The organism is Arthrobacter castelli DSM 16402, assembly GCF_000430705.1.
Classification (GTDB): domain Bacteria; phylum Actinomycetota; class Actinomycetes; order Actinomycetales; family Micrococcaceae; genus Arthrobacter_C; species Arthrobacter_C castelli.
Window position 1 is genome coordinate 23294 of sequence record NZ_AUMN01000002.1, and the last position, 26923, is coordinate 50216.

Sequence of the window (26923 nt, forward strand, 5' to 3'; positions counted from 1 at the left end):
GAATGAGTGAGGAACGGCAACCGGAAGGCGGCGGTTCAGCTGTACGCGCGCCTGGACGACGGCGGGCGGCCGATTCGCCAGTGGACGCCTCGCCGGAACGAGCGGGCGAACGGAAGCCGCGGGCCCGCGCCCGCGACCGTGAGGCGCTGCGTGCTCATAAGCCCCTGGCCGCCGAAGACCGGAAGCCGCAGCAGCAGCAGCAAACACAGCTGCAGTCCCGGCAGCCGCCGGCCGCCGGACAGCACCAACAGCAGGTTCCGCCGCCGAATGATCCATCCGCCGCGCACAATCTGGCGATGGTGACGCCGCTGGAGTTCGTGCACGTACCCGGGCGGGAACATCCGGTGATGCAGCCGCCGCCGACGTCGCACATCCCGGTTGTTACCTCCGCAGCGGTCCGGCCTGTTGCCGGGCCCGCAACAGCCGGCGCCGGTGGCGCCGGAACAGATTCCGCCGGTGAAATCGTCCCGGTCGGCGCCCATACCGCTCACGGGCTCGAGCCATTGGACAGCATGACAGGGGGGCTTGCCCGTGTGAACCGCCTGAGGCTCATCCAGACCCTGGTGGTGGCGCTCGGTGCCATTGCCATCGCGGTCGGGCTGATTATGATTATGGGCAGCTGACAGGGCCGCCCGCACACAACAACACTTGAGGAGATTGGTGAACGCAACCGACGAGTCCATCACATTGGCACGACAGGCCGCCCACGCGGCGTCGGACAAATTGGCCGAGGACATTGTTGCCCTTGATGTCAGCGACCGCTTGGCAATCACAGATGTGTTCGTGATCGCCTCGGCATCCAGCGAACGGCAGGTGAATGCAATCGTCGACGGCGTTGAGGAGCAACTGCTCAAGCACGGCCTCAAACCAGTCCGTCGCGAAGGACGGTCCGAGGGACGATGGGTATTGCTCGACTACGCCGAGATCGTGGTCCATGTCCAGCACGAAGAGGACCGCGTCTTCTACGCCCTCGAAAGGCTCTGGGGCGACTGCCCGGCCGTTGATCTGCAACTGCCGGAGCGCGATAGCAACAGTGGCATCGGAGACACCGGGGGCACGGGCCGCACGGAACAGACGGACGACGCCGCCGCGGCCGGCAGCGACTCCGGTACAGATCCGGCCGGGTAGGCAGGCAGTGTCCGGACAAAAGCTGCCGGCGTGGCATCCTGCCCGGACCCGCCGACGGATCATCCTCTGGCGGCACGGGCGGACCGGCTGGAACTCCGAGGGCCGGTTCCAGGGCCAGGAGGACATTGAGCTGGACGATGCCGGCAGAGAACAGGCAGCGACCGCGGCCAGGCATCTGCAGCATACCGATCCGGCGAGAATTATCTCCTCGGACCTGCGGCGCGCCCGTGACACCGCGGAGGCGCTGGCCCAGCTGACGGGCACCGGGGTCGACACCGATGCGCGACTGCGCGAAACCTATTTGGGCCATTGGCAGGGGCTGACCTTTGCCACCATCAGTGAACGTTTCCCCGACGAGGTCGAGCAATGGGCGGCCGGTTCCGTTCAGGTGCGTCCGGGCGGGGGAGAGACCCGTGCCGAAATGGCCATCCGGATGGGTGACAGTATCAGCGAAGCGGCCGGGACCCTGGGGGCCGACGAAACCGTCGTCGTCGTCACCCATGGGGGAGCGGCACGGGTGGCGATCGCGCATCTGCTCGGGCTGCCCCCTGAGCACTGGGGTGTGCTGTCCGGACTCGGAAATTGCAATTGGTCGATGCTCGAAGAGGTCGAAGACAGCGCCCTGGAGGGGAAAGTGCGTTGGCGGTTGACCGAACATAACGCCGGAACGTTGCCCAGGCCGGTGACAGTCCAGGAGGGATAGTCAAAATCCGTGCGGCTGATGTGAGCCTGATGTGGGCCTGATGTGGGCCGATTTGGAATCCGGGAAACGTCTGTCCTAAACTAAATAAGTTGCTTCGGCGCGGGAAGGGTTTCCCTCCCGTTGCGGGGCAAAATCCGGGGCTGTGGCGCAGCTGGTAGCGCACCTGCATGGCATGCAGGGGGTCAGGGGTTCGAGTCCCCTCAGCTCCACCCGACGCACATGAGGCCCCAACCAAGCCAACGGAAACGCTGATTTGGTTCGGGCCTCATTGCTGTTTCGAGCCCTTGAGGGCGCTGGGGTTGCCCTCCGTATCCAGCAGCATTTCGAAGGGCCATTAGTTCTCGACCCGCCAGTTCGTAGTCGTCGATGTAGACTTTGGTGAAACGTCGCCCTCTCGTTCTCCGCTCTCCGTAATGGTGATCACATGCTCACCTTCGAACGTCTCCCCGTAGTCGGGCCCTGCATGGCCATTCGGCCTCCGGGCCACGCCCGGCACGTGGTGGATGTGATCGGCTTGAACGCACGGCGGCTGCGCCCAGCCGACGTGTCCCTGTGGCGTGGCATGGGATCGCTCGGCGCTGAACGGTTCGCCGGCTGGGGGCAGGGCGTGATCGCCCCAACAGACGCGACGGTGCTCTCCGCACACGACGGAGAACCGGATCGACCCACGGTCAGCTTCGTACGTGACGTTCCGAAGGTTCTGGTCATCAGTCCCCTTCGGGCTGGGAAGATCCTCAGCGCGATGGCGGGCAACCATGTCGTGCTCGAAGTCGCCGGTGGATTTGTGTTGCTCGCCCACCTGCGTCGCGGCTCGGTCGTCGTGGCCGATGGCGACGCGGTGACCTGTGGCGACCAACTCGGTGAGGTCGGCAACTCTGGCAACTCGCTGGTGCCCCACGTTCATGTGCAGGCCATGACATCGGCCGATCCATTCACCGCCGCGGCGCTGCCCTGGCAGATCACCGCGCTGGGCCGTTACCTCGACGGCACCTGGGGGTCTACGCCCGGTCTGGTTCCGCTCCGGACGCCAATGCGCTCGCCCTGAAGCCATCAGCCGTCGACATGTTCTGGGACCCCGCAGTTCATGCGCCGGGGCTCGTCGCATCTTGAAGTTCGCCGCTGGATCCACGCCAGGTTCCTGACAAGAACACACTGGATATGTCCGAACCGCGCAGGGATGGGACACTGGAGAGATGGACGCGGCGACTCTCCTCGACAGCGAAGCGATCCGGGGCGCTTGCGAGCAGTATGGCGTGGAGCGGCTCCGGGTATTCGGATCGGCGCTGTCGGATCGGTTTGACCCGGAGCACAGCGACATCGACTTCCTGGTTGACTTCCTCCCCGGGGCGCGGTGACCTCTTCGATGACTACTTCGGGCTCCGTGAATTGCTGGGCAAGATCGTCGGTCGCGAAGTCGATCTCATTGTCGCCCGTGCCGTGCGGAACCCCTATTTTAGGGCGTCCGCTTTCAGCAGTGCGGAGGATGTCTAAGCGGCCTGAGTCCGCTGCGCGCGTCTGGGATGCCTCCGAGGCAACGAAGGCCATATGCGACTTCGTGGCAGGCAAGACGAAGACCGAGTTCTTCGATGAGCTGCTGTTGCGGTCTGAGGCCGGTTCGGCACCCGAGGTTCCGGAGTCATAGCCCGATTCCGTCCCGAGCCGCCGCCCTCGGACCCGCCGCGCTCGAGAAAGCGGTCAGAAATCGCGTACGGTTACTCTGACTACTAATTGGCAGGAGCTGTCCTCATGCCCAAGACTGCCCGCGACCGCCTCGCACGACTCCTCGCGGGGACAGGCCCGACGAGGGCCGACAGCGCCATGCTCCGCCTGCCCGGCGACGTACTCACGCTGGAAGTCGCCAACCTTAGCCCGACTCAAACCCCGATCCGCGCGGCTCAGGCAAAACAGCTGATCGGGGCGGCCCACCCTGCCCAGTATGGACGGGGGGAGGACACGCTGAGCGATACCTCGGTGCGCGACACCTGGGAGGTGGCCCCAGATCAGGTAAACCTTGGCGGCCCGACCTGGCAGGCTCATCTCGAGGCGGCGTTGGATGACTTCTGCGACGAGCTCGGCCTGCCTGCCGGTGCGCGATTGACCGCCGAGCTGCAGTCCTTGCTCGTCTACGGCAAGGGCCAGTTCTTCCTGCCCCACCAGGATTCCGAGAAACATGAGGGGATGGTCGCGTCCCTAGTGGTCATGCTGCCGTCGGTGCACACCGGCGGAGAGCTCGTCGTTGACGACGCCGGCAGCGAGCAGACCTACTGCGGTTCCCGTGACGACCTTGTCCTGGTCGCGTTCTATGCCGATCGCCGCCACGAGGTCCGGCCGGTCCGGTCGGGCTACCGAGTCACGCTGACCTTCAACCTGCTCCTCGCCGATCCGAGTGCGACCTCCGCGGCCGCTCCGGTTGCCGAAGCGTCATCCTATCTCACGGAGCACTTCACCACGCGCGTCTCCAGCCCGTACGGCGGCCGCGACCTCGGCGAGCCTACGCGGCTGGCGTTCCTGCTGGACCACGAGTACACCCAAGGCGGTCTGGCAGCTGGCCGCTTCAAGGGCGCGGACGCGGAGCGGGTCGCGACGCTGCGCTCAGCCGCGGAGCAAGCCGGGTGTCAGAGCGTGCTTGCCCTGACCGAGATCAAGGAGACCTGGGACGTCCTGCCGGCCGAAGACCCTTGGCCGTACGACTGGTACGAGGACGAGGATGACGACGATGAGCTCGCCGACGAATCTGTTCACGAAGATGATGACGATTTCGAACTCAACGAGCTGATCGATGACGAGATCACTCTTGGGTGGTGGACCAGCCCTGACGACACCAGAGCGGAGACAATCCGGCTCTCCCTGGGCGACCACGAAGTCTGCACGGCCACACCCACGAAGTCGCTGACGCCGTACGAGACCGAGTACGAGGGCTACACGGGTAACTATGGCAACACGTTGGACCGGTGGTACCGTCGGGCAGCGGTGGTCGTGTGGCCGAAGGAGAAGTCCTTCGAGGCGCGCGCCGAGGCGAGTTCAGCCTGGGCACTGCGGACTCTCCTCGACCGGATTGACGCCGGCGACCTCGACGGAGCACGTGCGCACGCGGCATCGCTGGCGCCGTTCTGGCTCCACCTCGAGGATGAGTTTCTGGCGCCTGCACTTCGGGTTGCGGCGGAGCTGCGTGACGCCACGATCGCGCGAGTGGTGGCGGCGCCCTTCCGCATAGAGATGCTGATGGCCGACCATGGTCCGCTTCTGGCGGCACTCGCCCGGGAGTACGGCGACCCGTGGTTGCTGGAGCTTATCGCCAGTTGGGAGTCCTCGAACCGGTCCGATGGTGTGAATCGACTCACGTGGGGCGCCGAATCCCTGCTTCCGTTATGCCAGAAGCTGCGCGAGCATGACGCGGACCAGATTGCAGCTGGGTGCGCTGACCGGGTCTGGCACTGGCTGTGGGGCCGGATTGAGATGTGGATCGGGCAGGATCACCCCGAGCGACGACGTACAAACTTGGCTGAACTTGGAGTGCCGCTGGCACGGGTGCTGGAAGCCGCGTCCCACGATCTCGGCGCCACCATTGCCGACGCGCTGCGATCCTCGGGCGACAACGTGGTCGAACTCTTGGTTCCGCTTTTGCGGGCCCATCGCCCGCCACCGACTCCTGCACTGGTCGCCATCGCACACGATTGCCGGAGCCGGCTGACCCGGCTCGGGGACCGTCCGGCACGAGCCGAGGGCGACTGGTCGATGACCTGGACCGGATGCGGATGTGACGTGTGCGATCGGCTGGCACAATTCCTGAGAGCCCACTCCGAACACACCGACGAATGGCCGCTGGCCAAGCCGGGCCGCCAACACGTTCACCAGCAGATCGACGCCGCCGACCTACCTGTCCGGCACACAACCCGCCGACAGGGCCGACCCTACACCCTGATCCTGGCGAAGACCGACGACCTGTTCCACCGCGAGGATAAAGTACGCCGGCAGGCACGGACGGATCTCGCGTGGCTAACGTCGGCGTTCGGGTAAGCGAGCCAGGCGCCATATACCGAAGCGCGTCAGCAGGTATCAGGTGGGGCCTGTATCAGTTGAGTCCGGACCGTTCCAGCACGTAGTCGATCATCGGTTCATACAACTGCGGAGACACGTTGTCGTCCAGCGGTACGGCGACCTGCAGTTGGCCCTGCGCTTCCGAGACAAACAGGCCCGGGTCGTTGCAGTCCGCGAAGCCCATCGCGTCGATTCCCGCCTCGGCTGCGTGGCCGGCCCACCCGTGATCGGCGACCACCAGATCCGGCAGCGGCCCGCCGTCGGCCTGCAGCCGGGCCAGCACCGATTCCATGGGCACCGGCAGGTGGGTATGCATCAGGCTGCCGTGTTGATGCCACATCACTACGTGATTGATCTGCCGGATGTCGCCTGCATCGAAGCCGATGCCGGCCGGGATCGCGGCAACGGGACAACCGGCACCGGCCATGGCCTGGGCCAGCGCGGCGTGCACCGGCAGCAGCCCCGCCGGGTGCCCGGTGGCGAAGAGCAAAGTCTCCCGTTTGGCAGCAGCCGCGGCAAGCCGTGCCGCGAATCTGTCGAGGGCCGCCACACACAACCGGGCGCTGATAGTGTCCTGGCCCTGGCGGTGTTCTTGGTCGGAGCTGGTGCCCACTCGGTGATGCATCAGCTCAAACACATCGTCGTAGGTCCACCGGTGGCTCCACCGGACGCCGAACCCGAGATCTTCCGCCCCGTCAATGAACCGGTGGATGTGGCGCACATTCACCTCCCGCGGGGTGGCGACATGGCCGGTGATGCGTACTGAGTCCAGGTATTCTTCCAGCTGTTGCGAATTCACGCCTCAAGTCTAGTGAACCGGCCGCTCACTCCACCCCGGAGGTGCCCGAGTGGGCCGCGACCGCGAGCTGGTAGCTGTCCGCCGTCAGTTCAGCCGTGTGCTGCCACCCAAACCCCTGGGCGTAGAGGGCAGCGGCACGGCCCAGGGCGCGGCGGGTTTCGTCGTCGTCGTACAACTGTTCCAACGCGGTTGCCCAGTCTGCGGGCGCATGCCCATCGATCAGCAGGCCGGTACGGCCATCGCGGACCGCTTTACCCAGACCCCCGACGTCGGTGGCAACCACCGGAATTCCGCAGGCCTGGGCCTCCAGGGCGACCAGACCAAACGATTCACTGAACGACGGCATCGCCACCACGTCACTGGCCCGGTACCAATCAGCCAACTCGGCCGGCTCCACCGGCGGGAGGACCGTGACGACGTCGTCCAGCCCCAACCGGCTCACCTCCGGCCCCAGCTCGAGGGCCTCGGAACCGCTCGGCGCCCCGAGCAAAGTGACACGAAGAGGAAGCTCCGGGCGGCGGCGCCTCAGTTCGGCAGCCGCCTTGATCAGCACCTGAGGACCCTTATGCCGCTGGATCCGGCCCGCGAACAATACATGGAAGATTCCTATGTCTGACCGCTGGCTGGAGTCGCTGCGGGCGCCGGGTTTGAACACTGACAGGTCCACCCCGGGGGCGATCACGTCAATGCTGGCGGGATCGGCCCCGTACAGCCGTTCCAAGTCGCCGGCTTCGGCCTGGGTGTTCGCGATCAGCCGGTCTGCCTGCTCCACAATCCGTTGTTCGCCGGCCACGCGCGCCGCCGGTTCCGCCCGGTCGGCCGGGCCCAAGGACTGGTTCTTCACCTTGGCCATGGTGTGCATCGAATGCACCAGCGGGGTGTCCCAATGGTCTGTCATCAATAATCCGGTCATTCCCGAAACCCAGTAGTGCGAATGGATGACGTCGAAATGGCCGTCCGCGAGCAGAGCCTTGATCCGATTCATTGCTCCGGCCAGGGATGAGACGTGCCGGGGCAGCTCTTCCTTGGCCACGGTTCGCGGACCGGCGTGAATATGCCGCACCAGCACGCCGTCCGACACATGCTCAATTTCGGCTTGATCCTCGGCATCGGCACGCGTAAATATTTCGACTTCAATGCCGGACTCGGCCAGCGCCTGCGCCAATGACTTGATGTAGACGTTCATGCCTCCCGCATCACCGCCACCGGCTTGCCGCAGCGGGGAGGTGTGCAGCGACAACATCGCCACACGGCGGACCCGATGCACCATCAACCCTTCTTCCTGCGCCCTGCCATGGCTTCGATTCTAGCTGTCCCGGGTCAGGCCGGCAGCTTGACCGATCGGCATGACCGGGCAGCGTGACCGATCTGTCATGACACACTGTTGTTATGACGGATGCGACGCCACGCACGGAATCCGCACGCGACCGGGTCACCAACTTCGCCGCCCGGGCCGAGGACGCCTTTCACATGTTCCGTGAACGGCGCGCCCGCCGGAGGGACTACACCGAGGCCATCATCGCCTACGCAGGCTATGGCTCCACCGAATGGGTGCGGGTACTGGGCAGGGTGTTGCTCACCCGGCAGCCCGCCCACCACCGGCACATGCAGTCAACAGCTGCGAACGTGCGCGGCTGGCGGAGCTTCACCAGTATTCCGGTGGCCGACGCCGAGGTGACAGTCCGCTTGAACGGAACCAGCCATGTTGTCACCGCCGACCGGGGAGGCGTGGTGGATGTGGTCGTCGACGCCGGCCTGTCCCCGGGATGGCACACCATCACTATGGAAACCGCGCAGTCGGAACCGGCCGAAGCAATGGTGTTCATCGTCGCTCCGGACACGACAACCGGCATCATCTCCGATATCGATGACACGGTGATGGTCACCGCGTTGCCCCGGCCACTGCTGGCCGCCTGGAACACCTTCGTGTTGAACGAGCACGCCAGAACGCCGACTCCCGGAATGGCCGTGCTGCTGGAGCGGTTGTCCAAGACGCATGACGGCGCGCCGGTGATCTACCTGTCGACTGGAGCCTGGAACGTGGCGCCGACGTTGACCAGGTTCCTGACCAGGAACCTGTACCCGGCCGGGACCTTGCTGCTCACCGACTGGGGCCCGACGCGCGAGCGCTGGTTCCGCAGCGGCTCCGAACACAAACGGAGCAACCTGGCCAGGCTGGCACGGGAGTTCCCGCACATCCGCTGGCTGCTGATCGGCGACGACGGGCAGCACGACGAAGACATCTATTCAGAATTTGCCCGCAACCTGCCCGGTCACAGCGCCGCTATCGCTATCCGGGAATTGTCCGTCAGCGAAGCAGTGCTCGCCGGTGGCCGCGCCCGGGACAGCAATCGCGGCCACAGCGAAGTTCCTATGGTCTATGGGCCCGATGGCGCGGGCCTGGCCAGAAAGCTCGAGCAGCTTGAGCTACTATAAGATCAGTGACTGACAACACTTTCGACACCCTCGACAGGCCGCAGCGCGCTACCCCGCAGTAACAAAGCTATAACACGTTAAAACCGCGCCAATTCAGGGCATTCAGGGGCCTTATGCTCCTTTGAGGCTCGGCTATATCTGAATTAATCCCATATCGTTACGCTCACAGTGAACGAGGCGTTGTTAGGCTCTATTACTAAAGCACATGATCCAACGGGATTCTGCAGACAGTACGTGGCCTTGTACTGCCTTAGAGCGCCGCCGTCATCTCCTACCGTTCAGGGGACGCCGGTACGGTGCATCGTCCCACTACGCATAATGGTGCTCGCAACGGGGAACTACACCAAAGATATATTCACCGTGGGGGCCCATGGATTGGGAAGAGTGAACGAGAACATTGCCCTGAAGGCCGAGAACATGTACAAGGTTTTCGGCCGCCGCTCCGCAGAAGTTGTCCAGAAGCTGCAGGACGGACAAAGCCGGGAGGAACTGAGCCGGTTCGGCACGGCAGCTGTCATCGATGCGTCCTTCGAAGTCCGCCGAGGCGAGATATTCGTGGTGATGGGCCTGTCCGGTTCGGGCAAGTCCACACTGATCCGGATGCTCAATGGGCTGCTGCCTGCCACTGCCGGAGCCGTGACCATCGGCGACACCTCGCTGTCTGAGATTTCAGACAAGGAGTTGCGGCTGCTTCGCCAGCAGAAGGTTTCGATGGTGTTTCAGCACTTCGCCTTGATGCCGCACCGCACCGTGCTCGACAATGCCGCCTATGCCCTCGAAGTGCAGGGGGTTGAGCAGTCCGAACGCGAAGAACGGGCTGCCAAGGTGCTCGAACGCGTCGGCCTGGGAGGCTGGGGCGAGAAGTTCCCCTCCCAGCTCTCGGGCGGCATGAAACAACGCGTGGGGTTGGCCCGCGCCTTGGCGGCTGAGACTGAGGTCCTCCTGATGGATGAAGCCTTCTCGGCGCTCGACCCGCTGATCCGGCGGGAGATGCAGGAGCAGCTGATCGACCTGCAGCGCGAGCTGGACAAAACGATCATCTTCATTACCCATGACCTGAACGAAGCAATGTTGCTGGGCGACCGGATTGCGATGATGCATGATGGCCGGATCGTGCAGATTGGCACCCCGGACCAGATTCTCACCGCCCCGGCGAGTGATTATGTCGAGCAGTTTGTCCAGGATGTTGACCGCAGCCGTGTGCTGACTGTCGAATCTGTGATGGACGCCAGCCCGGAAGACGTTGAATTCGTATCACGTCCGGGAATGACGCCGGTGAAGGCCGACACCCTGCTGTCGGACGTCTTCGCCGTCTCCGCGGCGAACGAAAAGCCGCTGGCAGTGGTGGATGGCCAAGACCAGGTGGTTGGGTCCCTCGGTCATGGAACCCTGCTGTCTGCCCTGAGCAATCCAAACGCGGATCATCCGAAGACCCTTGTGGAAGAGCAGGACAAGTACCAACGACCCACAACGGCGCCTCAGGCTGAAGGCGCCGGGGTTGCAGGCGGCGATGCCCCCAGCGCGGATGATGACAAGCGTAAGGGAGGTGTCAGCTGATGGAGTTCGAATTCACGATTCCGCTGGGCGACTGGATAGAGTCCGGGTTCGGGTGGCTCGAAAGCACGTTCCAAGCCGTATTCGATTTTGTCTCATTCGCTGCCGAGTCGATCTACACAGGGCTTGAATGGATCCTGTTGACCCCGCCGTTTTGGGCCATCCTGCTGGCGCTGGTAGCCATCGGGTGGTTGGTAAAGAATTGGAAGTTCGCCATCGGCACTGGGGTGGGACTGCTTCTGGTCTACGGCGTCAATATGTGGGATCCGATGATGGAGACCTTGGCTCTGGTGATGTTGGCGAGCTCCCTGGCGATTTTGATGAGCGTACCGTTGGGGATTTTGGCGGCTAAGTCTGAAGTGGCGTCCGTCATCTTCCGGCCGATCCTCGATTTCCTGCAGACAATGCCGGTGTTCGTCTATCTCCTTCCGGCGGTGGCATTCTTCAGCGTCGGGGTGGTGCCAGGTATCTTTGCGACGATCGTGTTCGCGGTGGCGCCAGGGGTGCGCTTCACCGAACTAGCCATCCGTGGTGTCGACAAGGAAGTTGTCGAAGCCGGACAGGCATTCGGATCCTCACCGTGGCGGATTCTGCGTCAGATCCAGATCCCGCTGGGCGCGCCGACCATCATGGCCGGCATCAACCAGGTAATCATGCTGTCGCTGTCCATGGTCGTCATCGCCGGGCTCGTCGGGGCGGGTGGCTTGGGCCGTGAAGTCTCCCTCGCGCTCGGCCGTGTAGACACAGCGCTGGGCATGGAAGCAGGGATTTCTGTAGTAATCCTGGCCATCTATCTCGACCGACTGACCGCAACTTTGGGCAAGTCGTCAACACCGGCGTCGACAGCCTGATCGTTCGAATAAACCCTGCTCCGCGCAGGTGAAAGGAAAGAAGATGAAAAAGCGTTTTACCTCAATCGCAGCAATGGGGATGATTACCGCGCTGGCCTTGGCAGGATGCGGTGGCGACACCGGTGGCTCCGAAGGCGGCGGCAACACCGACGGCAGTGGTGGTGGCGGTGGCGAGACTTCCGCAGCCAGCCTGGAAGGCAAGGAACTGACCATCGGCGTGTTCAGCGGATGGCCCGAGGGCCGTGCTGTATCCGAACTGTGGCAGCACATCCTCGAAGAAAAGGGCATGACGGTCAACTTGGAAACCGCCAAAGCCGGCCCTGCCTTCAGCGGCCTGGCCGCTGGCGACTATGACCTGCTGATGGACGTGTGGCTGCCGACGACTCACGAGCAATACCTGAAGGAACACGGAGACAGCATCACAGAGCTCGGCGCCTGGAACGATGCGGCCAAGCTTACTATTGCAACCAACGCGGATGCGCCAATCGATTCGCTAACGGAACTGGCTGAGAACGCCGAAAAGTTCGATAACCGACTGATCGGCATCGAGCCGGGTGCGGGCTTGACCGAGGCCACCACGGAAGAAGTCATTCCCACTTACGGGTTGGAGGGCATGGAATACATCACCTCCTCGACTCCCGCCATGCTTTCGGAGCTGAAGTCCGCGATGGAGGCTGACGAGAACATCGTCGTCACGCTGTGGCGCCCGCACTGGGCCTATAACGCGTTCGACATCAAGGATCTGAAGGACCCAAAGAACACCTTGGGGACTGCCGAAAGCATTTACTCCTACGGGTCCAAGAACATCAAGGAGGAATACCCGAAGGTCGCGAAGTGGATTTCCAACTTCAAGATGAAGAACGACCTGCTTTACTCACTCGAAAATGTCATGTTCAACAAGAACGAGACGGATAAATACGATCCGATCATCGACAAGTGGGTTTCCGAGAACCAGGAGTACGTGGACAGCCTGACCGCCAAGTAGGCAGTCGCGCTGACTCAGCTGCTGAACTCAGGCCAGCCATCCGGACCGCTCCGGTGGCTGGCCTGAGTGCTGTCCGGCCCGGTTCAAGCAGCGGGCGCGGGCCTGCGTGCGCCGGTGCTGTGTCAGGAGCGCACGGACCTGTCGGGAGCGATATCCAGCTCTGCCAGGATCTGCGCCAGCAGATTAATGAATACGCCCACTTCCGCCGTCTGCTTGTCGCTGATCAGCAGGGAAAAGAGATTTCGAGCCAAGCGGATCTCCGGCACATCCAGCACGACGACGCCGTCGGGCCGGTTCAGCAGCGCAAGTTCGGGGACCAGCGATGCGCCGATACCGGCCGCCGTCATCTGCAGGCTGGCATTAAAGTCGTCACTGAGTGCCACCCGCCGCGGATGCAGGTTGCAGCTGGCGAACAACCGCTCGATGACCGCCGCATCGCTGGTTCCGGGGTGGTGGAGGATCCATGGCATGTCGGACAGCTGCGTCGCGCTCACCTGGGAGCCGGCCCCGATGCCCCAGGACTCTGGAAGCACCACCCTGAAATCGTCGTCGCCAATCCACTGCTTATCAATCGTCGACGGCCACGCCAGGCCGGTCTGACCGACTTGATAGACCAGCGCAACGTCCAACTCGCCTCCGGACCGCAGCCCCTTGATGGTTTCGGCGGGCTCGGCCACCGACACCCGCAGGCTGATCCCCAGATCGTGCCAGGCCGGCATCTCCATCAGCCGGGGGAGCACATGGGTCGCAAGACTGGGGAAGATCCCCAGCCGGAGCTCCTGTGTGGTGTTCTTATGGGTCCGGGACGTGGCCGCCAGCAATGCCTCCATATCCGAAAGCACCCGGGTGGCGTGCCGCGACATCACCTCGGCGGCTTCGGTGGGCAACACACTGCGGGCGGTGCGGTGGAAGAGTTCGGCCCCGGCTTCCTTCTCCAAGGTCGACATCTGCTGGGACACAGCAGAGGCCGTGTACCCCAGGCGGCTTGCCGCTGCGGCGAACGATCCGAGCCGGATAACCTCCAGCAATGTCCGCAAATGAATCGGATTGACCATAAGGAAAACTGTAGCTCACAGCGACGTCCGCGGCCCGGGCAGTAGAATAGTGGCGTCATACCTTTACGCCCGGCCTGCATGTTGCTGGTACGTCAGGCGCCCATAGCCGGTAAACTGGAGTGCGTTAGGCTCCGCATCACACGCGCCGGACATAGGGGACTTGAGGTAACTGACATCGATGTTCCTGGCTATGGAGAGTTGTGAAGAGGAAAAATTCCCCGGAAAATGGGCGGTCGCAGCGCCGCCCGTCCGCATGGATTCTCTCCGCAGCCGCCGTGGTGGCGCTGGGTATTGCGGGCCTTGCCGGAACAGCAGCCGCCGAACCTGAGCAGGGTGAACGTCAGTCAACGACGGGCCAACCCGTCGACACCTCGGGCTTTGTCGACGGGGCCACATACATCGTCACGCTGGCCGAGGATCCGGCCACCATGTACGACGGCGGCGTCAGCGGCATTGCTGCCACCACCCCTGATGAAGACGGGCAGTTCAAGGCAGATTCGGAATCGGTGCAGGAATACCGGAAACATCTGCTGAAGCACCAAAACGAGACAGCCGCAAAGGTCGATGCCGACCCCTCGTCCCATTACACCCTGACGATTAACGGCTTCGCCGCCGAGTTATCCGCCACTCAAGCCAAGAAGCTGGCGGTGCAGAAGAACGTCGTCGCAGTTGAGAAGAGCCAGCTGCACAACGTACAGCAAAGCAGTACGGATTTCCTGGGCATGGGCAGCGACCGCGACGGAAGCGGTGGAGTGTGGAACTCCGTTGGCGGTACCGAAGAAGCCGGAAGGGGCGTCGTCGTCGGCGTCATCGATACGGGCATTGCACCCGAGAACCCGTCATTCGCCGGCGAAGAGCTGGAAAGTGAACCCTCGGCCTCCACGCCGTACCTGGACGGTGACGACATCATCTACCAGAAGGCCGACGGCGGAACGTTCACCGGCGCCTGCCAGAGTGGCGCACAATTCATGCCGGACGATTGCAACACGAAGCTGATCTCCGCAAAGTACTTTGTCGAAGGATTCGGCCCCTCCAATATCGGCACCCCGGAGACGGACGGCGAGTACGGGTCCCCGCGCGACGGCAATGGACACGGATCGCATGTCGCCGGGACGGCGGCCGGCAACTTTGGTGTCGACGTCACTGCCGATGAAGCACAGACCGACTCGATTTCGGGCGTCGCCCCCGCGGCGAAGATCGCGGCCTACAAGGCCTGCTGGACGGGCAACTAAGTCGGCACCACCAAGGACAATGGGTGCGCGACGGCCGACGTGCTCGCGGCCGTCGAAGCCGCCACCGCCGATGGTGTGGACGTGATCAACTATTCCATTGGCGGCGTGCCGGCCGAAGACACCGTCTCGGCCATCGAACGGGCGTTCCTCGGGGCCGCGAACGCCGGGATCTTCGTTGCCGCGTCGGCCCCGAACCCGGAATCCGCCTCCCCGGCGTCGACCAATTCGGCACCGTGGATTACGTCGGTGGGAACCAGCAGCTACCGAACGCCCCAGGCGAGCCTCGTGCTGGACGACGGGACCGAACTGACCGGCGCCTCGACAACGGTGACCGGCGAAGGGGTGGGGAGCGCACCACTGGTCCTGGCCGGCAATGCCGCGTTGGACGACGGCACAGGCGCCCGACAGTGTGCGCCCGATTCCCTGGATCCGGACCAGGTCAACGGCAAGATCGTGGTCTGCGACCGCGGCGGTGATATGAAGCTGACGGCCAAAGCTGCGGAGGTGGCCGAATCCGGAGGCACAGCAATGGTGCTGTTGAACACGTCTGATGGCGACGACGGCGTACAGGCGATCGACTACGCCGTTCCGACGGTGCACCTGGGGGCCAAGCACCGGCAGGCGGTACGTTCCTATGCACAGGAAGAGGGCGCGTCCGCATCGATGGTCAGCGAGGCGACCGACCGGCTCGAGCTTCCCGCTCCGCAGCTGCCGGCATCCGCCGGCATAGACCAAGCCCCTGAGGAGAACACGGACGACGATCAGTCCCCTGAGAAGGACACGGGCGCCGATCAGTCCAATGAGCAGAACGCCACCGGCCAGCCACAGGACGGGGACCCGCCGAAGGACGCAGCCGCGGACGCGACCACAGACTCCGATCAGCAGCCCCTGGCCGGAGCGGGGGCCTTCGTCACCCCCGACGTCGTCGCTCCGGGAACGCACGTACTCGCGGCCGGGGCGAATGCCCGGGACGAGGACCCCGTGCAGACGCGGATGTCGGGCACGTCGACGGCGACGCCTCACGTGGCCGGCCTGGCGGCGGTCTATCTGGGTGAGCATCCCAACGCGTCGCCGGCGGAAATCAAGTCTGCCCTGATGACAACGGCCTCCAATACCGTCGATGCCGGCGGGGATCCCCGCACTGACGTGCTGGCCCAAGGCGCCGGCCATGTCGACCCGGGTCGCTATCTGGACGTCGGCATGTACTTCCCGGCAGGCACGAATGAATGGGCCGGTTACTTGGAAGGACTCGGCTTCGATGCCGGCACGAATGTGGCCGCAGCCGACCGGAGCCAGTTGAATCTTCCCTCAATCACCATCGGGCAGATGGACGGAACCGAGACGGTCAAACGCACTGTGGTGTCGACTGAGAAGGGCACCTACAAGCCGTCGGTGAAAATGCCGGGGGTTGATGTGTCGGTCAGCCCGTCACACCTGAAGTTCAACAAGGCGGGGCAGCAGAAGACGTTTGAAGTCACCTTCAAACCCACCAGACCGGCCGGCGAAACCGGCGATGAGATTTCCACCGGGTACCTCACCTGGACATCCAAGGGCGGAGACACCATCCGCATGCCCCTGGCTGTTGCCCCACAGGACCTGGCGGCCCCTGACACGGTGAATGGCAAGGGCGCCACCGGAAATTTGGAGATGACAGTCGCCCCGGACGGTGAGGGTGAGACCGCCATTAACACGATGGGACTGGTCAAAGGCCATGTTTTCAAACCTGCGCAGGGCCGCTTCATCGACGGTTTCCTGGGCGACCCGACCGGCGGAGGCAAGGTGGAAAGCTTCGGTCACAGCGGCAGCGCACTGGCAGGACAGACCATCGGATACGAGACCGAGATTCCCAGAGGCACCCGCCAGGCACGATTCAGCCTGGACGCGATGAACAACGGGGCCGATCTGGATCTGGTGGTGGTCAAACTCGACGGCGACGGCATTCCGGCCCAAGTATGGCAATCGGCCTCCGGGTCACCCGACGAAACGGTGGTCATCGACGACCCCGCCTCATCCGCCTACCTGGTGCAAGTCAAGGTGCAATCCCCGCCGCCGGCCAACACGATGGCTGAATTCGAACTGACCAGTTTCGCCATCCCCTCGGCGGCCGACGGGTCGCTGGCGGCCACGCCGAAGAGCGTCACAGCCAAGCAGGGACAACTCCGGCAGATCAAGCTGTCCTGGGAAGACCTGGACCATGACTCGGTCTACCGCTCACTGGTGGACTACTCCGGCAGCACAGCCACTACCGCGGTCAGAGTGGAGACCGGAAAGCCCTGAGGCGCAGCGGCCTCCAGAGGGATAACAAGGGGCTGACAGGGGAACATCGGGCCCGTTGCAATTGTTATACCGGGCGCATAGTTCCATACCTGTTGTTTCGCCCGACTATCTGGATTTATGGCAGCTTCCGTCCCCATTCACGACACGCCGAACCACCGCGACACGGTGGATATTTTCCTGTGGAGCTCCTCCTCCACAGCTGTGGACGACCGTCGTGTCTGCCCCGTAAATCCGGGCATGTGGAAGCAAAAATCAGCTCCCCGGCTGTGGACTATCGGCGGCGGGAATGACATACTTGTAATACATCATCTTGGGGTGGCTTCCATGAGGGCGCACTAGATGTAGTATCGAAGAACAAGATCGCCACGCTGGCGGGGTCACCGGATGAGGCGGGAAACAGCCTTGAAGATGAGGCATCCCGTTCCGGCCGGAAGGCCCAACGCAATGCAGTTAAGAGAACGTTCAAGGGGAGAGGGACCATGACCGTAACGGTATACACCAAGCCAGCCTGTGTTCAGTGCAACGCAACCTACCGCGCCTTGGATAAGAAGGGCATCACCTACGAGAGCGTTGACATGTCCCAGGATGCCGACGCTTTGGAACGCGTCCGTTCCCTCGGCTACATGCAGGCCCCCGTTGTCGTGACGGAGAAGGATCACTGGTCGGGATTCCGCCCGGACAAGATCAGCGAACTCGCTGACACGGCAGCGACGTCGGTGGCCTGAACGACAGCCACCGTCTTCCAGGAGCAGCTCCCATGCCAATACCGGTCATGATGGAAGGGGATTCGACCTCCACCGGAGTAGCGGCGCAGCCGGACAGCACCTGCGCGTCGTTGATCTATTTCTCCTCGGTGTCCGGAAATACGCACCGGTTCATCGAGAAGCTCGGGATAGAGGCGGGGCGGATTCCGCTGCGGACCAAGGAAGAAACGCTGCAGGCACAGCGGCCGTACGTGCTGATTGTCCCCACCTATGGGGGAGTGTCGGGCAAGGGCGCAGTGCCAAAGCAGGTGATTAAGTTCCTCAATCGTGAGGAGAACCGGAACCTGATCCGTGGTGTGATCGGGGCCGGAAATACGAATTTCGGGGAAACCTACTGCCTGGCAGGCGATGTGATCGCCACCAAGTGCCAGGTGCCCCACTTGTATCGATTTGAGCTGATGGGAACGCCAGATGACGTTTCCAGGGTTTATGAAGGATTGGAAGAGTTTTGGACACGACAGTTGCAGAGCCGGAAGTAGCAACAGAGAAGCCGATGCCGGCGGCTTTCGAAGGACTCGGATATCACGAGCTCAATGCGATGCTTAACCTCTACGGGGCGGACGGACTGATCCAGTTCGACGCTGACCGGGAGGCTGCGCATCAGTACTTCCTGCAGCACGTTAATCAGAACACCGTGTTCTTCCACAGCCTGCGCGAAAAGCTCAACTACCTCATCGAGCACGACTATTACGAGGCCGAGGTGCTGGATCAGTACGGCTTCGACTTCATCAAGTCCTTGTTCAAGCAGGCCTACGGCCACAAATTCCGTTTCCAGACCTTCCTTGGCGCTTTCAAGTACTACACCTCCTACACGCTGCGCACATTCGACGGAAAGCGGTACCTCGAACGCTACGAGGACCGCGTGTGCATGGTCGCCCTTGGCCTCGCCCGCGGCGATCAGGAACTGGCCCGGCAGCTCGTCGACGAGATTATTAGCGGCCGCTTCCAGCCCGCCACGCCAACGTTCCTGAACACCGGCAAGAAACAGCGCGGCGAACTGGTTTCCTGCTTCCTGCTGCGCATCGAAGACAACATGGAGTCGATCGGACGCTCGATCAACTCCGCCCTGCAGCTGTCCAAGCGCGGCGGCGGCGTCGCCTTCGCGCTGACCAACATCCGTGAGGTCGGGGCACCGATCAAGCAGATCCAGGACCAGTCCTCGGGCGTCATTCCGGTGATGAAGCTGCTGGAGGATTCCTTCTCCTACGCGAACCAGCTGGGGGCCAGGCAGGGTGCCGGCGCGGTGTACCTGCATGCCCACCATCCGGACATCCACCGGTTCCTGGACACCAAGCGGGAGAACGCGGACGAGAAGATCCGCATCAAGACCCTGTCCCTGGGTGTGGTGATCCCCGACATCACCTTCGAGCTGGCCAAGAAGGATGAGGACATGTACTTGTTCTCTCCCTACGACGTCGAGCGCGTCTACGGGGTGCCGTTCTCCGACATTTCGGTCACCGAGAAGTACTACGAAATGGTCGATGATTCCCGGATCAAGAAGTCGAAGATCAAGGCACGGGACTTCTTCCAGACCCTGGCCGAGATCCAGTTCGAGTCCGGCTACCCCTACGTGATGTTCGAAGACACGGTGAACCGGGCGAACCCCATTGATGGCAAGATCATCATGTCCAACCTCTGCTCGGAGATCCTGCAAGTCTCCGAGCCAACGGTCTATAACGACGACTTGTCCTACCAGGAAGTCGGCAAGGACATCTCCTGCAACCTGGGCTCCCTGAACATCGCCAAGACGATGGATTCATCGAACTTCGGCGCCACCATTGAGACCGCGATCCGGGGCCTGACCGCCGTTTCGAACATGAGCCACATCTCCTCGGTGCGCTCGATCGAGAATGGCAACGACCAGTCGCACGCCATTGGGCTGGGACAGATGAACCTGCACGGTTACCTCGCCAGGGAACGGGTCCACTACGGCTCCGAAGAGGGCCTGGATTTCACCAACATGTACTTCTACTCGGTGGTCTACCACGCACTGCGCGCGTCGAATGAGATCGCCAAGGAGCGGGGGGAAGTCTTCGGCGGCTTCGAGAAGTCGGATTATGCCAGCGGCGTGTACTTCGAGAAGTACACTGAGCAGGTGTGGGAGCCGAAAACCGAGCGGGTGCGTGAACTCTTCGCTGACGCCGGCGTCGCCATCCCCACCCAGCAGGACTGGCTGGAGTTGAAAGCCTCGGTGATGGAGCACGGGATCTACAACCAGAACCTGCAAGCGGTTCCGCCCACCGGTTCCATCTCTTACATCAACAACTCGACGTCGTCCATCCACCCGGTGGCTTCCAAGATCGAGATCCGCAAGGAAGGCAAGCTCGGGCGCGTCTACTACCCGGCCCCGTACCTGACCAACGACAACCTGGACTACTACCAGGATGCCTACGAGATCGGCTACGAGAAGATCATCGACACCTACGCCGAGGCCACCAAGCACGTGGACCAGGGGCTGTCGCTGACGCTGTTCTTCAAGGACACCGCCACCACCCGTGAGATCAACAAGGCGCAGATCTACGCATGGCGCAAGGGCATCAAGACGCTCTACTACATCCGCCTGCGGCAACTCGCCCTGGAAGGCACCGAGGTGGAGGGTTGCGTCAGCTGCGCACTTTGACGGATTGACGACGGCGGCGGGGCTCGCCGCCGTCGTCACCTCGCCACACAACCAAGCACCGGGTCTCGCTCCCCACCCGCCCCCTAACCTCGCAGGCTCGGCCAGGGAACCCCGCGGGTGTGGGCCCAAGCTCGACCACCGGGTCTCGACAAGCTCGACCACCGAGAGGAATTCAAAATGACAGAGAAAGTGGCGCTGCTCAGCCACGTTGAGGCGATTAACTGGAACCGGATCCCGGACGAGAAGGACAACGAGGTCTGGAACCGGCTGGTCAATAACTTCTGGCTGCCGGAGAAGATTCCGCTCTCCAACGACGTCCAGTCCTGGAACCAGCTCACGCCGGAGGAGCAGGAGCTGACCATGCGCGTCTTCACTGGCCTCACCCTGCTGGATACCATCCAGGGCACCGTTGGCGCCGTCAGCCTGATTCCGGACGCGGTCACCCCGCATGAGGAAGCGGTGTACACCAACATCGCCTTCATGGAGTCGGTGCACGCGAAGAGTTACTCGTCGATCTTCTCCACGCTGTGTTCCACGAAGGAAATCGACGATGCCTTCCGCTGGTCGCAGGAGAACGAGAACCTGCAGCGCAAGGCGCAGATCATCCTGGACTATTACCAGGGCGATGATCCGCTGAAGCGCAAGGTGGCGTCCACGCTGCTGGAGTCGTTCCTGTTCTACTCCGGCTTTTACCTGCCGATGTATTGGTCGTCCCGGGCCAAGCTGACCAACACCGCTGACCTGATCCGGTTGATCATCCGCGATGAGGCCGTCCACGGTTACTACATCGGCTACAAGTTCCAGCGCGGGCTGGAGAAGGAAACCGAAGAACGCCGCCAGGAGATCAAGGACTACACCTACGAGCTGCTCTACGAGCTGTACGAGAACGAGGTGCAGTACACCCACGATCTCTACGACGGCGTTGGCCTGAGCGAGGACGTCAAGAAGTTCCTGCACTACAACGCCAACAAGGCGCTGATGAACCTCGGCTACGAAGCGATGTTCCCCTCCAGCGTCACGGACGTAAACCCGGCCATCCTGGCCTCGCTCTCACCGAACGCGGATGAGAATCACGACTTCTTCTCCGGATCCGGATCCTCCTACGTGATCGGCAAGGCCGTGAACACCGAAGACGAGGACTGGGACTTCTAGGACTGGACCACAGCAGCGGCGCCCGGCTCCGTATCACCACCGACGGAAAGCTGAATAAGGCCACGCCTGGATGGGTCAAGGAGTTGGCGGGTAAAAAGCTCTAAAAGCAGGCCGAGGTGGTGTCATCCAGCGACCAGCTCGCCGTCGTCGTTGGCAGCGAAGTGACTGCCGAAGGGCGCGCTGATGCCGTTGAGCCTTTCGCGCAACCACTCAACGTCAGATGCGGCCGCTCGATGCAGCCGCATCTGGCGTACCTGTACCGGAACCATGCGTAGTTCACGAAGCTCCCGGGTCCCGGCGTCGACTGCGACCAGGTACAAAAGCCGCAGGTCGTCACGGAACTGCTCGTTGCCGCCGATTCCTTCGTAGTCGTTGATCAGGTCAACGCAACCGTACAGAATCGGTTTGCCCCGATAGATCTCGATCGGGCGCGGGTGGTGCGACGAATGTCCGTGGACGATGTCGATCCCGGCGTCGACGAGGCGGTGGGCGAAGCGCACCTGTTCATCCGGGATGTCGTACCCCCAGTTCGAACCCCAGTGTACGGACAACACCGCGAGGTCACCGGCGCGCCGGCGCCGCTGCACTGCCTCAATGACCATGGCGGCGCTGGCATCGGACAGGTCGGGCAGCAATGCCAGGCCGGGCCGGCTGGGGCCGGCGGCATCGGCAGCAGACACCCCGCTGGAAGTCAGCGCCACCGACAACATCAAGATCCGGCCTGCACCGGCATCGACGACGGCGGGTCGCCACGCTTGTTCCGTGTTCCTGCCAGCGCCGGCAGCGCTCAGTCCGGCGCCGGCCAGTGTGTCGAGCGTTTCCTCAAGGCCGCGGACTCCGAAGTCCAGCACGTGGTTGTTTGCCATGGCGCAGACATCGATGCGGGCAGCGGCCAGGACCCCGGCATTGCCGGGATGCATGCGGTAGTGGATGCCTTTAGCGGGAGCGTAATCGTCGCTGCGGGTCACGCTGGTTTCCACATTGATCAATCGCGCGTCCGGGTCGGCCTCGTCGAGTATCGACAGCGCGTCACCCCACGGCCAATCCACCTCGACTGGTTTCGGTATCGGCCCATTGGTCTTCTCTGCCAGCGTTACGTAGCCGCGGGCGTCCCGCATGTAGTGCTCATGCAATTGCGGTCCGCTGGGGCTGGGCAGAATCTGGTCCAGTCCCCGGCCCGTCATGACGTCTCCGGCCAGGAACACCGTCATCGTGCCGGAGGTAATACCCACATTGCGCAGTTTACGACGGCGCTTCACGGACTAATCGTCGTACACTGGCGAACCACGAAGTGCAGAAGTCCATCGAAGTGGGGAATAATAAGGCGCGGACCTGCCCCGACCACATCAAAGGCACCATGACTGACTCGTATTACCGACAGCTCGGCGATGGCCGATTTGAATCGACGATTCTGGCACAGGGTGCCTGGAATCCAGAAGAACAGCATATGGCTCCCGTGTCGGGGTTGATCGCCCATTGCCTGGAGCAGCACGAGCCGAGGCCGGACATGCGGATGGCCCGGATCAGCTACGAGATCCTCGGCATGATCCCCGGCGGCGAATTCGATATTACGACGACGACCATCCGGCCGGGCCGGACGATCCAGCTCATCCAGGCGGAGATGTCCGCCGGTGGCCGCACAGCCGTACGGGCCAATGCATGGCGGATGATCACCAGCGACACCGCCGAGGTGGCGGCGCTTGAAGATGAGGCCATGCCCGGCGTCGAAGAGGCTGTCCACTGGGACGGCATGGACGAGTGGCCGGGCGGCTACATCGCCTCGCTGGATATCCGGGTGATCCCAGGGCACCGCAGGGGCAGGGGACAGGCATGGATCAATTCGCCCTACGCCATGATCGAGGGCCTGGAAACCACCGATTTCGTCCACCTGCTGGGCCTGGTCGATACAGCCAATGGGGTTTCATCCAGGGTTCCGCCGGGACCGGGCAACTACATGTTCCCGAACCTCGATCTGCAAATGCATCTGTACCGCAAGCCAACAGGAGAGTGGCTGGGGCTGGATACCAAGGTCACTTTCGCGGCCGACGGCGTCGGGCTCACCTCGACAGTGCTCAACGACGTCGATGGCCCGTTCGGCCGTGCCGAGCAGATCCTGACCGTCCGCCAGCTTCCCGGCTCCTGAGAGCCGTTGGCAGGTCTATGAATATCGATGCGCCGCGGCCGCCCGGGCTGTCTGAATCCCTGTCCGTGATCAACCAGCAGACCTCGCTGGGAGCTGTCGCGGACCTGGAGCATGCCATCACCATGCTCCATGAGGCCCGTGCCGGACAATTGGGGCCCTCGCTTCGCTTCTACATTCCGCAACCGACCGTGGCGTTCGGCCAACGCGACACCCGGCTGCCAGGCTTCGAAGCGGCACGGCAGGCGTGCCTGGACCACGGTTTCACCCCAATGGTGCGCCGGGCGGGAGGACGGGCTGCGGCCTACCACCAGGGTTGCCTGGTGCTCGACCACATCGAACCGCATTCCGATGCCATCGCCGGCTCCAAGAAGCGTTTTGCCTTCTTCGCCCGGCTGCTTGCCACCGCGCTGGGCTCCGCCGGGGTGGATGCCGGCGTCGGCGAGATCCCGGGCGAATATTGCCCGGGCGAATACACCGTGCACGGCCTGCGAAGTCCGGACCGGCTCGATACGGCGCTGAAACTCGTTGGTACAGCCCAGCGGGTGGTATCCGGGGCGTGGCTGTTCTCGTCTTCCATCGTCGTTGCGGATTCCGCCCCGCTTCGCGCCGTGCTCGCGGACGTCTATGCGGCGCTGGACCTGGAATGGAATCCGGCCACCGCCGGAGCCGCCGAGGATCTGGTTCCCGGCCTGGGCCTCGATGCGGTGAAGACCGCGATATTGAGCGCATACGCGGCCTACGCCGGACTGCAGGCCGGGAGAGTTCCAACAGGCGGCTGACGGCGGCGCTGCTGACGGCGCAGCGCCTGACGGAACAAACATATCCCCGGACACCCGGCGCTGAGGCCGTCACAATCGTCGCCTGCAGCCGGGGCGGATCCTTCGCCCGTCGGTCAGCCGCCGCAACCGCTGACCCGCTGCTGCGGTCAATTCCCGCACGAACACTTCCGGTTTCCTCGCCATCAAACTCACCTCCAGCCTTAAGGCCGGAGAGGTCGATCGCAAGCATGACACGGTTACCTGCCCAAAGCCGCCCGACGACGCGCTGGCTTGCACTTCCACTGAGGTGGAAATTATCCAACCCCACGGCGGGGCGAAGCACCTGAAAAACCAGCCCGAACGCGGTGGACTGTGAAGCTGCACTTTGGCCGCCGGTGCGAGCGAACTGCGGGACCGCTTATAGAACCCCGGGGAACGTCCCCACGTCGCCCGGCCACTATGGCTCAAGTGGGCGCGGCTTTTCGTTATCTTACCGTTATATGCGGTGGCTTCTGTGTGCCTATTTTGTCGTACCCGGGTGGTTGGCTATGGGTATGGGAGTTCAAAGGAATGTTGACGACGACGGCGGCGGACTGCCGGGTGCCGGTACCGGCGCTGCCGGGACCGGTGCCTCCGGTGCCTTCGGCTCTGACCCTGGTGGCGCTGGTGCGGCTGCCGGTGAGGAGGGGCGGCCGAGCGTGGAGGCTGAGCTGGATTTGACCGTGGCGCTGTTTCGGGCCGCCGGGTTCCGGGATGAGCCGGTGCTGGCGAGGGGAATCGTGAACGGGCTGGCCCATGTCGATCCCGAAACGTTGGATTATCGGCAGGCGGTGAATCTGCTGGACGAGGCCGCCCGGCTTGCCTCCGCGGCGGAGGCGTTGAAGGTCAAGGCGGTGGCGCGGGTGTGTGCCACGGCCGGCGACCGGGTCGATGAGGAAGATGTGTTGCCGCCGGCCGGCCCCGATGCCGACCGGTTGGCGTCGATGGTGGCCGAGTCGGAGATCGGGGCGGTGTTGGATGTGTCGAAGCGGGCGACGGAGAAGCTCATCGGGCACAGTAACCTGCTCACCGGCGGCCTGCCGGCCACGTTGGAGGCCCTGGAGAACGGGGAGTTGAATCCGGACCAGGCGGAGGTGATCGCCGATCAATGCGGGTCGCTGCCACCGGAGGCGTATGCGGGGTTTGAGGCCGAGATGGTGGCCTTCGCCCCGGGCCGGGCCAAGCACCTGGTCGCGGCCAAGGCACGCCGGGTGCGGGAACGCTCACACCCCGAGACCATCACACACCGCAAGGAAAAAGCAGCCGCCGATCGGACGGTGGTCCTCGAGCCGGTCGAAGACGGCATGTGCTGGCTGAGCATGTATTTGCCGGCCGAGGCCGCCACCGCCGCGTTCAATCGGCTGACGTCCCTGGCCCGCACCTTGCAGGGCCCCGACGAACCCCGGGACTTGTCGCAGTTGCGGGCCGATGTGGCCGCGGACCTGCTCCATACCGGCACCGGCACCGGACTACCCCCGGCGGCACTGTCGGGCAGTGTCAATGATGTCTTCTACGGCAGCCGGCCGCCACCGGGGACCCCGGACGGGACCGCCGCCCCCGGCACCGCAGGAACCACCGGATGCGCCGGCGGTGGTGCTCCGCCTGGTTCGGGTCGGATCCCCAATTATGCCGGGATCAAGGCCGAAGTGACGGTGGTGGTGCCGGTGTTGACCCTGATGGGATTATCCGATGAGCCCGCCGATCTTGAAGGGTACGGTCCCGTCGATGAGGACACCGCCCGACAATTGGCCGCGAATGCTCCCTCGTTCAAGCGGTTACTGACTCACCCGGAGACCGGCGCGCCGTTATCGTATGGGCGGGACAGCTACGCGGTGCCCAAGGACCTGCAAAAAATGGTCCGGCTGCGGGACCGGACCTGTCGCGGATACGGGTGCAACAAGGCCGCACGCCACTGCGAAATCGACCACACGATCCCGTACCCCGGCGGTGAGACCGAGTTAGGCAACCTCAAGGCGCAGTGCAAGCCGAGCCATGCGCTCAAGACCGCGAAACTCTGGTCCGATATCCAACACCGCAACGGGAGGGTGGATTGGACCTCACCGGCAGGCAGGGAATACACCACCACCCCCGAGGGCCCGCTGCCCGACATGCGACCGGCCCCCGACATCGCCGCCCTACTCGAGACAGCCAAACACCACGCCAAACCAGCACAGGGGCCGGGCAAGAAGCCGGCCCGGAAGGACCCCTGGCAAGTGCCCAAGACCAAAAAGGATGGCATCGCCGGCGACGCCACTCACGGCAAACCGGTAAACGACCCCACCGACCCAGCACCCTTCTAAATCCCGAGGCCGCGCAAGGACCACTTCGGCCAGACTACGGTCGTATGGTGCTAGTGCCTCGTCAAGCGGCTTTGGGCAGGTAACCGTGT

Annotated in this window: 22 protein-coding genes, 1 tRNA gene and 1 pseudogene; 20 read left to right on the forward strand and 4 right to left on the reverse strand. The window is 63.4% G+C overall.

The window, feature by feature from the left end; translation table 11 throughout:
* Positions 1 to 2 precede the first annotated feature (2 nt).
* From H535_RS0102665 to H535_RS0102700, 8 genes are all read left to right on the forward strand, one after another.
* Positions 3 to 623 (forward strand): hypothetical protein, encoded by a 621-nt coding sequence (locus H535_RS0102665; RefSeq protein WP_026818316.1) that lies wholly within the window; start codon positions 3 to 5, stop codon positions 621 to 623.
* A 37-nt stretch (positions 624 to 660) separates the two neighbouring features.
* Positions 661 to 1128: a ribosome silencing factor gene (rsfS, locus tag H535_RS23115; RefSeq protein WP_081416406.1), complete on the forward strand. Its 468-nt coding sequence runs from the start codon at positions 661 to 663 to the stop codon at positions 1126 to 1128.
* A gap of 7 nt (positions 1129 to 1135) precedes the next feature.
* Positions 1136 to 1831, forward strand: a complete 696-nt coding sequence (locus tag H535_RS0102675; protein ID WP_051298403.1) for a histidine phosphatase family protein — start codon at positions 1136 to 1138, stop codon at positions 1829 to 1831.
* Positions 1832 to 1967: 136 nt separating this feature from the next.
* A tRNA-Ala gene (locus H535_RS0102680) sits at positions 1968 to 2040 on the forward strand.
* A gap of 215 nt (positions 2041 to 2255) precedes the next feature.
* Positions 2256 to 2876 carry a M23 family metallopeptidase gene (locus H535_RS23120; protein ID WP_051298405.1) on the forward strand — a complete coding sequence of 207 codons (621 nt, stop codon included), beginning with the start codon at positions 2256 to 2258 and terminating at the stop codon, positions 2874 to 2876.
* 148 nt (positions 2877 to 3024) lie between these two features.
* Entirely contained in the window at positions 3025 to 3186 is a 162-nt protein-coding gene (locus H535_RS29540) for a nucleotidyltransferase family protein (protein ID WP_211236509.1), read from the forward strand.
* A 128-nt stretch (positions 3187 to 3314) separates the two neighbouring features.
* Positions 3315 to 3473 carry a hypothetical protein gene (locus H535_RS28855; protein ID WP_155838508.1) on the forward strand — a complete coding sequence of 53 codons (159 nt, stop codon included), beginning with the start codon at positions 3315 to 3317 and terminating at the stop codon, positions 3471 to 3473.
* 104 nt (positions 3474 to 3577) lie between these two features.
* Positions 3578 to 5848 (forward strand): 2OG-Fe(II) oxygenase family protein, encoded by a 2271-nt coding sequence (locus H535_RS0102700; RefSeq protein ID WP_026818318.1) that lies wholly within the window; start codon positions 3578 to 3580, stop codon positions 5846 to 5848.
* 55 nt (positions 5849 to 5903) lie between these two features.
* Here H535_RS0102700 and H535_RS0102705 read toward each other — a convergent pair whose 3' ends face one another.
* Positions 5904 to 6668, reverse strand: coding sequence for a phosphatase (locus H535_RS0102705; protein ID WP_026818319.1), 765 nt, complete (start codon positions 6666 to 6668; stop codon positions 5904 to 5906).
* Between the two features lie 25 nt (positions 6669 to 6693).
* On the reverse strand, positions 6694 to 7935 hold the full coding sequence (mshA, locus tag H535_RS0102710) for a D-inositol-3-phosphate glycosyltransferase (protein WP_155838536.1): 1242 nt from the start codon (positions 7933 to 7935) through the stop codon (positions 6694 to 6696).
* Positions 7936 to 8057: 122 nt separating this feature from the next.
* Here mshA and H535_RS0102715 point away from each other — a divergent pair, with 122 nt between their 5' ends.
* From H535_RS0102715 to H535_RS0102730, 4 genes are all read left to right on the forward strand, one after another.
* Positions 8058 to 9104, forward strand: coding sequence for an App1 family protein phosphatidate phosphatase (locus H535_RS0102715; protein ID WP_026818321.1), 1047 nt, complete (start codon positions 8058 to 8060; stop codon positions 9102 to 9104).
* Between the two features lie 417 nt (positions 9105 to 9521).
* Positions 9522 to 10661 carry a quaternary amine ABC transporter ATP-binding protein gene (locus tag H535_RS23130; RefSeq protein ID WP_245580149.1) on the forward strand — a complete coding sequence of 380 codons (1140 nt, stop codon included), beginning with the start codon at positions 9522 to 9524 and terminating at the stop codon, positions 10659 to 10661.
* Positions 10661 to 11509: an ABC transporter permease gene (locus H535_RS23135; protein WP_051298408.1), complete on the forward strand. Its 849-nt coding sequence runs from the start codon at positions 10661 to 10663 to the stop codon at positions 11507 to 11509. Before H535_RS23130 ends, H535_RS23135 begins: the two co-directional genes overlap by 1 nt.
* 43 nt (positions 11510 to 11552) lie before the next feature.
* Entirely contained in the window at positions 11553 to 12494 is a 942-nt protein-coding gene (locus tag H535_RS0102730; protein WP_026818322.1) for a glycine betaine ABC transporter substrate-binding protein, read from the forward strand.
* A gap of 122 nt (positions 12495 to 12616) precedes the next feature.
* Here the strand turns inward: H535_RS0102730 and H535_RS0102735 are convergent, their stop codons facing one another.
* Entirely contained in the window at positions 12617 to 13549 is a 933-nt protein-coding gene (locus tag H535_RS0102735) for a LysR family transcriptional regulator (protein WP_026818323.1), read from the reverse strand.
* 278 nt (positions 13550 to 13827) lie between these two features.
* On the opposite strand from H535_RS0102735, the pseudogene H535_RS29805 reads away from it, so the two are divergent.
* The 5 genes and pseudogenes from H535_RS29805 to nrdF all read left to right on the forward strand — a co-directional run bounded on the left by H535_RS29805 (position 13828) and on the right by nrdF (position 21594).
* Positions 13828 to 17058, forward strand: a pseudogene (locus H535_RS29805) (S8 family serine peptidase).
* 479 nt (positions 17059 to 17537) lie between these two features.
* A complete protein-coding gene (gene nrdH / locus H535_RS0102745; protein WP_026818324.1) occupies positions 17538 to 17783 on the forward strand; it encodes a glutaredoxin-like protein NrdH in 246 nt (81 codons plus the stop codon).
* 47 nt (positions 17784 to 17830) lie between these two features.
* Entirely contained in the window at positions 17831 to 18301 is a 471-nt protein-coding gene (gene nrdI, locus H535_RS0102750; RefSeq protein ID WP_051298414.1) for a class Ib ribonucleoside-diphosphate reductase assembly flavoprotein NrdI, read from the forward strand.
* Between the two features lie 14 nt (positions 18302 to 18315).
* Positions 18316 to 20442: a class 1b ribonucleoside-diphosphate reductase subunit alpha gene (gene nrdE / locus H535_RS0102755; RefSeq protein WP_026818326.1), complete on the forward strand. Its 2127-nt coding sequence runs from the start codon at positions 18316 to 18318 to the stop codon at positions 20440 to 20442.
* A 177-nt stretch (positions 20443 to 20619) separates the two neighbouring features.
* Positions 20620 to 21594 carry a class 1b ribonucleoside-diphosphate reductase subunit beta gene (nrdF, locus tag H535_RS0102760; RefSeq protein WP_026818327.1) on the forward strand — a complete coding sequence of 325 codons (975 nt, stop codon included), beginning with the start codon at positions 20620 to 20622 and terminating at the stop codon, positions 21592 to 21594.
* Between the two features lie 122 nt (positions 21595 to 21716).
* Here the strand turns inward: nrdF and H535_RS0102765 are convergent, their stop codons facing one another.
* Positions 21717 to 22853 (reverse strand): CapA family protein, encoded by a 1137-nt coding sequence (locus tag H535_RS0102765; protein ID WP_211236510.1) that lies wholly within the window; start codon positions 22851 to 22853, stop codon positions 21717 to 21719.
* A gap of 98 nt (positions 22854 to 22951) precedes the next feature.
* On the opposite strand from H535_RS0102765, the gene H535_RS0102770 reads away from it, so the two are divergent.
* The 3 genes from H535_RS0102770 (at position 22952) to H535_RS27555 (ending at position 26834) form a co-directional block, all read left to right on the forward strand.
* Positions 22952 to 23737 (forward strand): thioesterase family protein, encoded by a 786-nt coding sequence (locus H535_RS0102770; RefSeq protein WP_035768268.1) that lies wholly within the window; start codon positions 22952 to 22954, stop codon positions 23735 to 23737.
* A gap of 17 nt (positions 23738 to 23754) precedes the next feature.
* Complete coding sequence (locus H535_RS0102775) at positions 23755 to 24516, forward strand: lipoate--protein ligase family protein (protein WP_051298416.1); 762 nt, start codon at positions 23755 to 23757, stop codon at positions 24514 to 24516.
* A gap of 533 nt (positions 24517 to 25049) precedes the next feature.
* Positions 25050 to 26834: an HNH endonuclease signature motif containing protein gene (locus H535_RS27555; protein ID WP_051298418.1), complete on the forward strand. Its 1785-nt coding sequence runs from the start codon at positions 25050 to 25052 to the stop codon at positions 26832 to 26834.
* Positions 26835 to 26923: the final 89 nt, after the last annotated feature.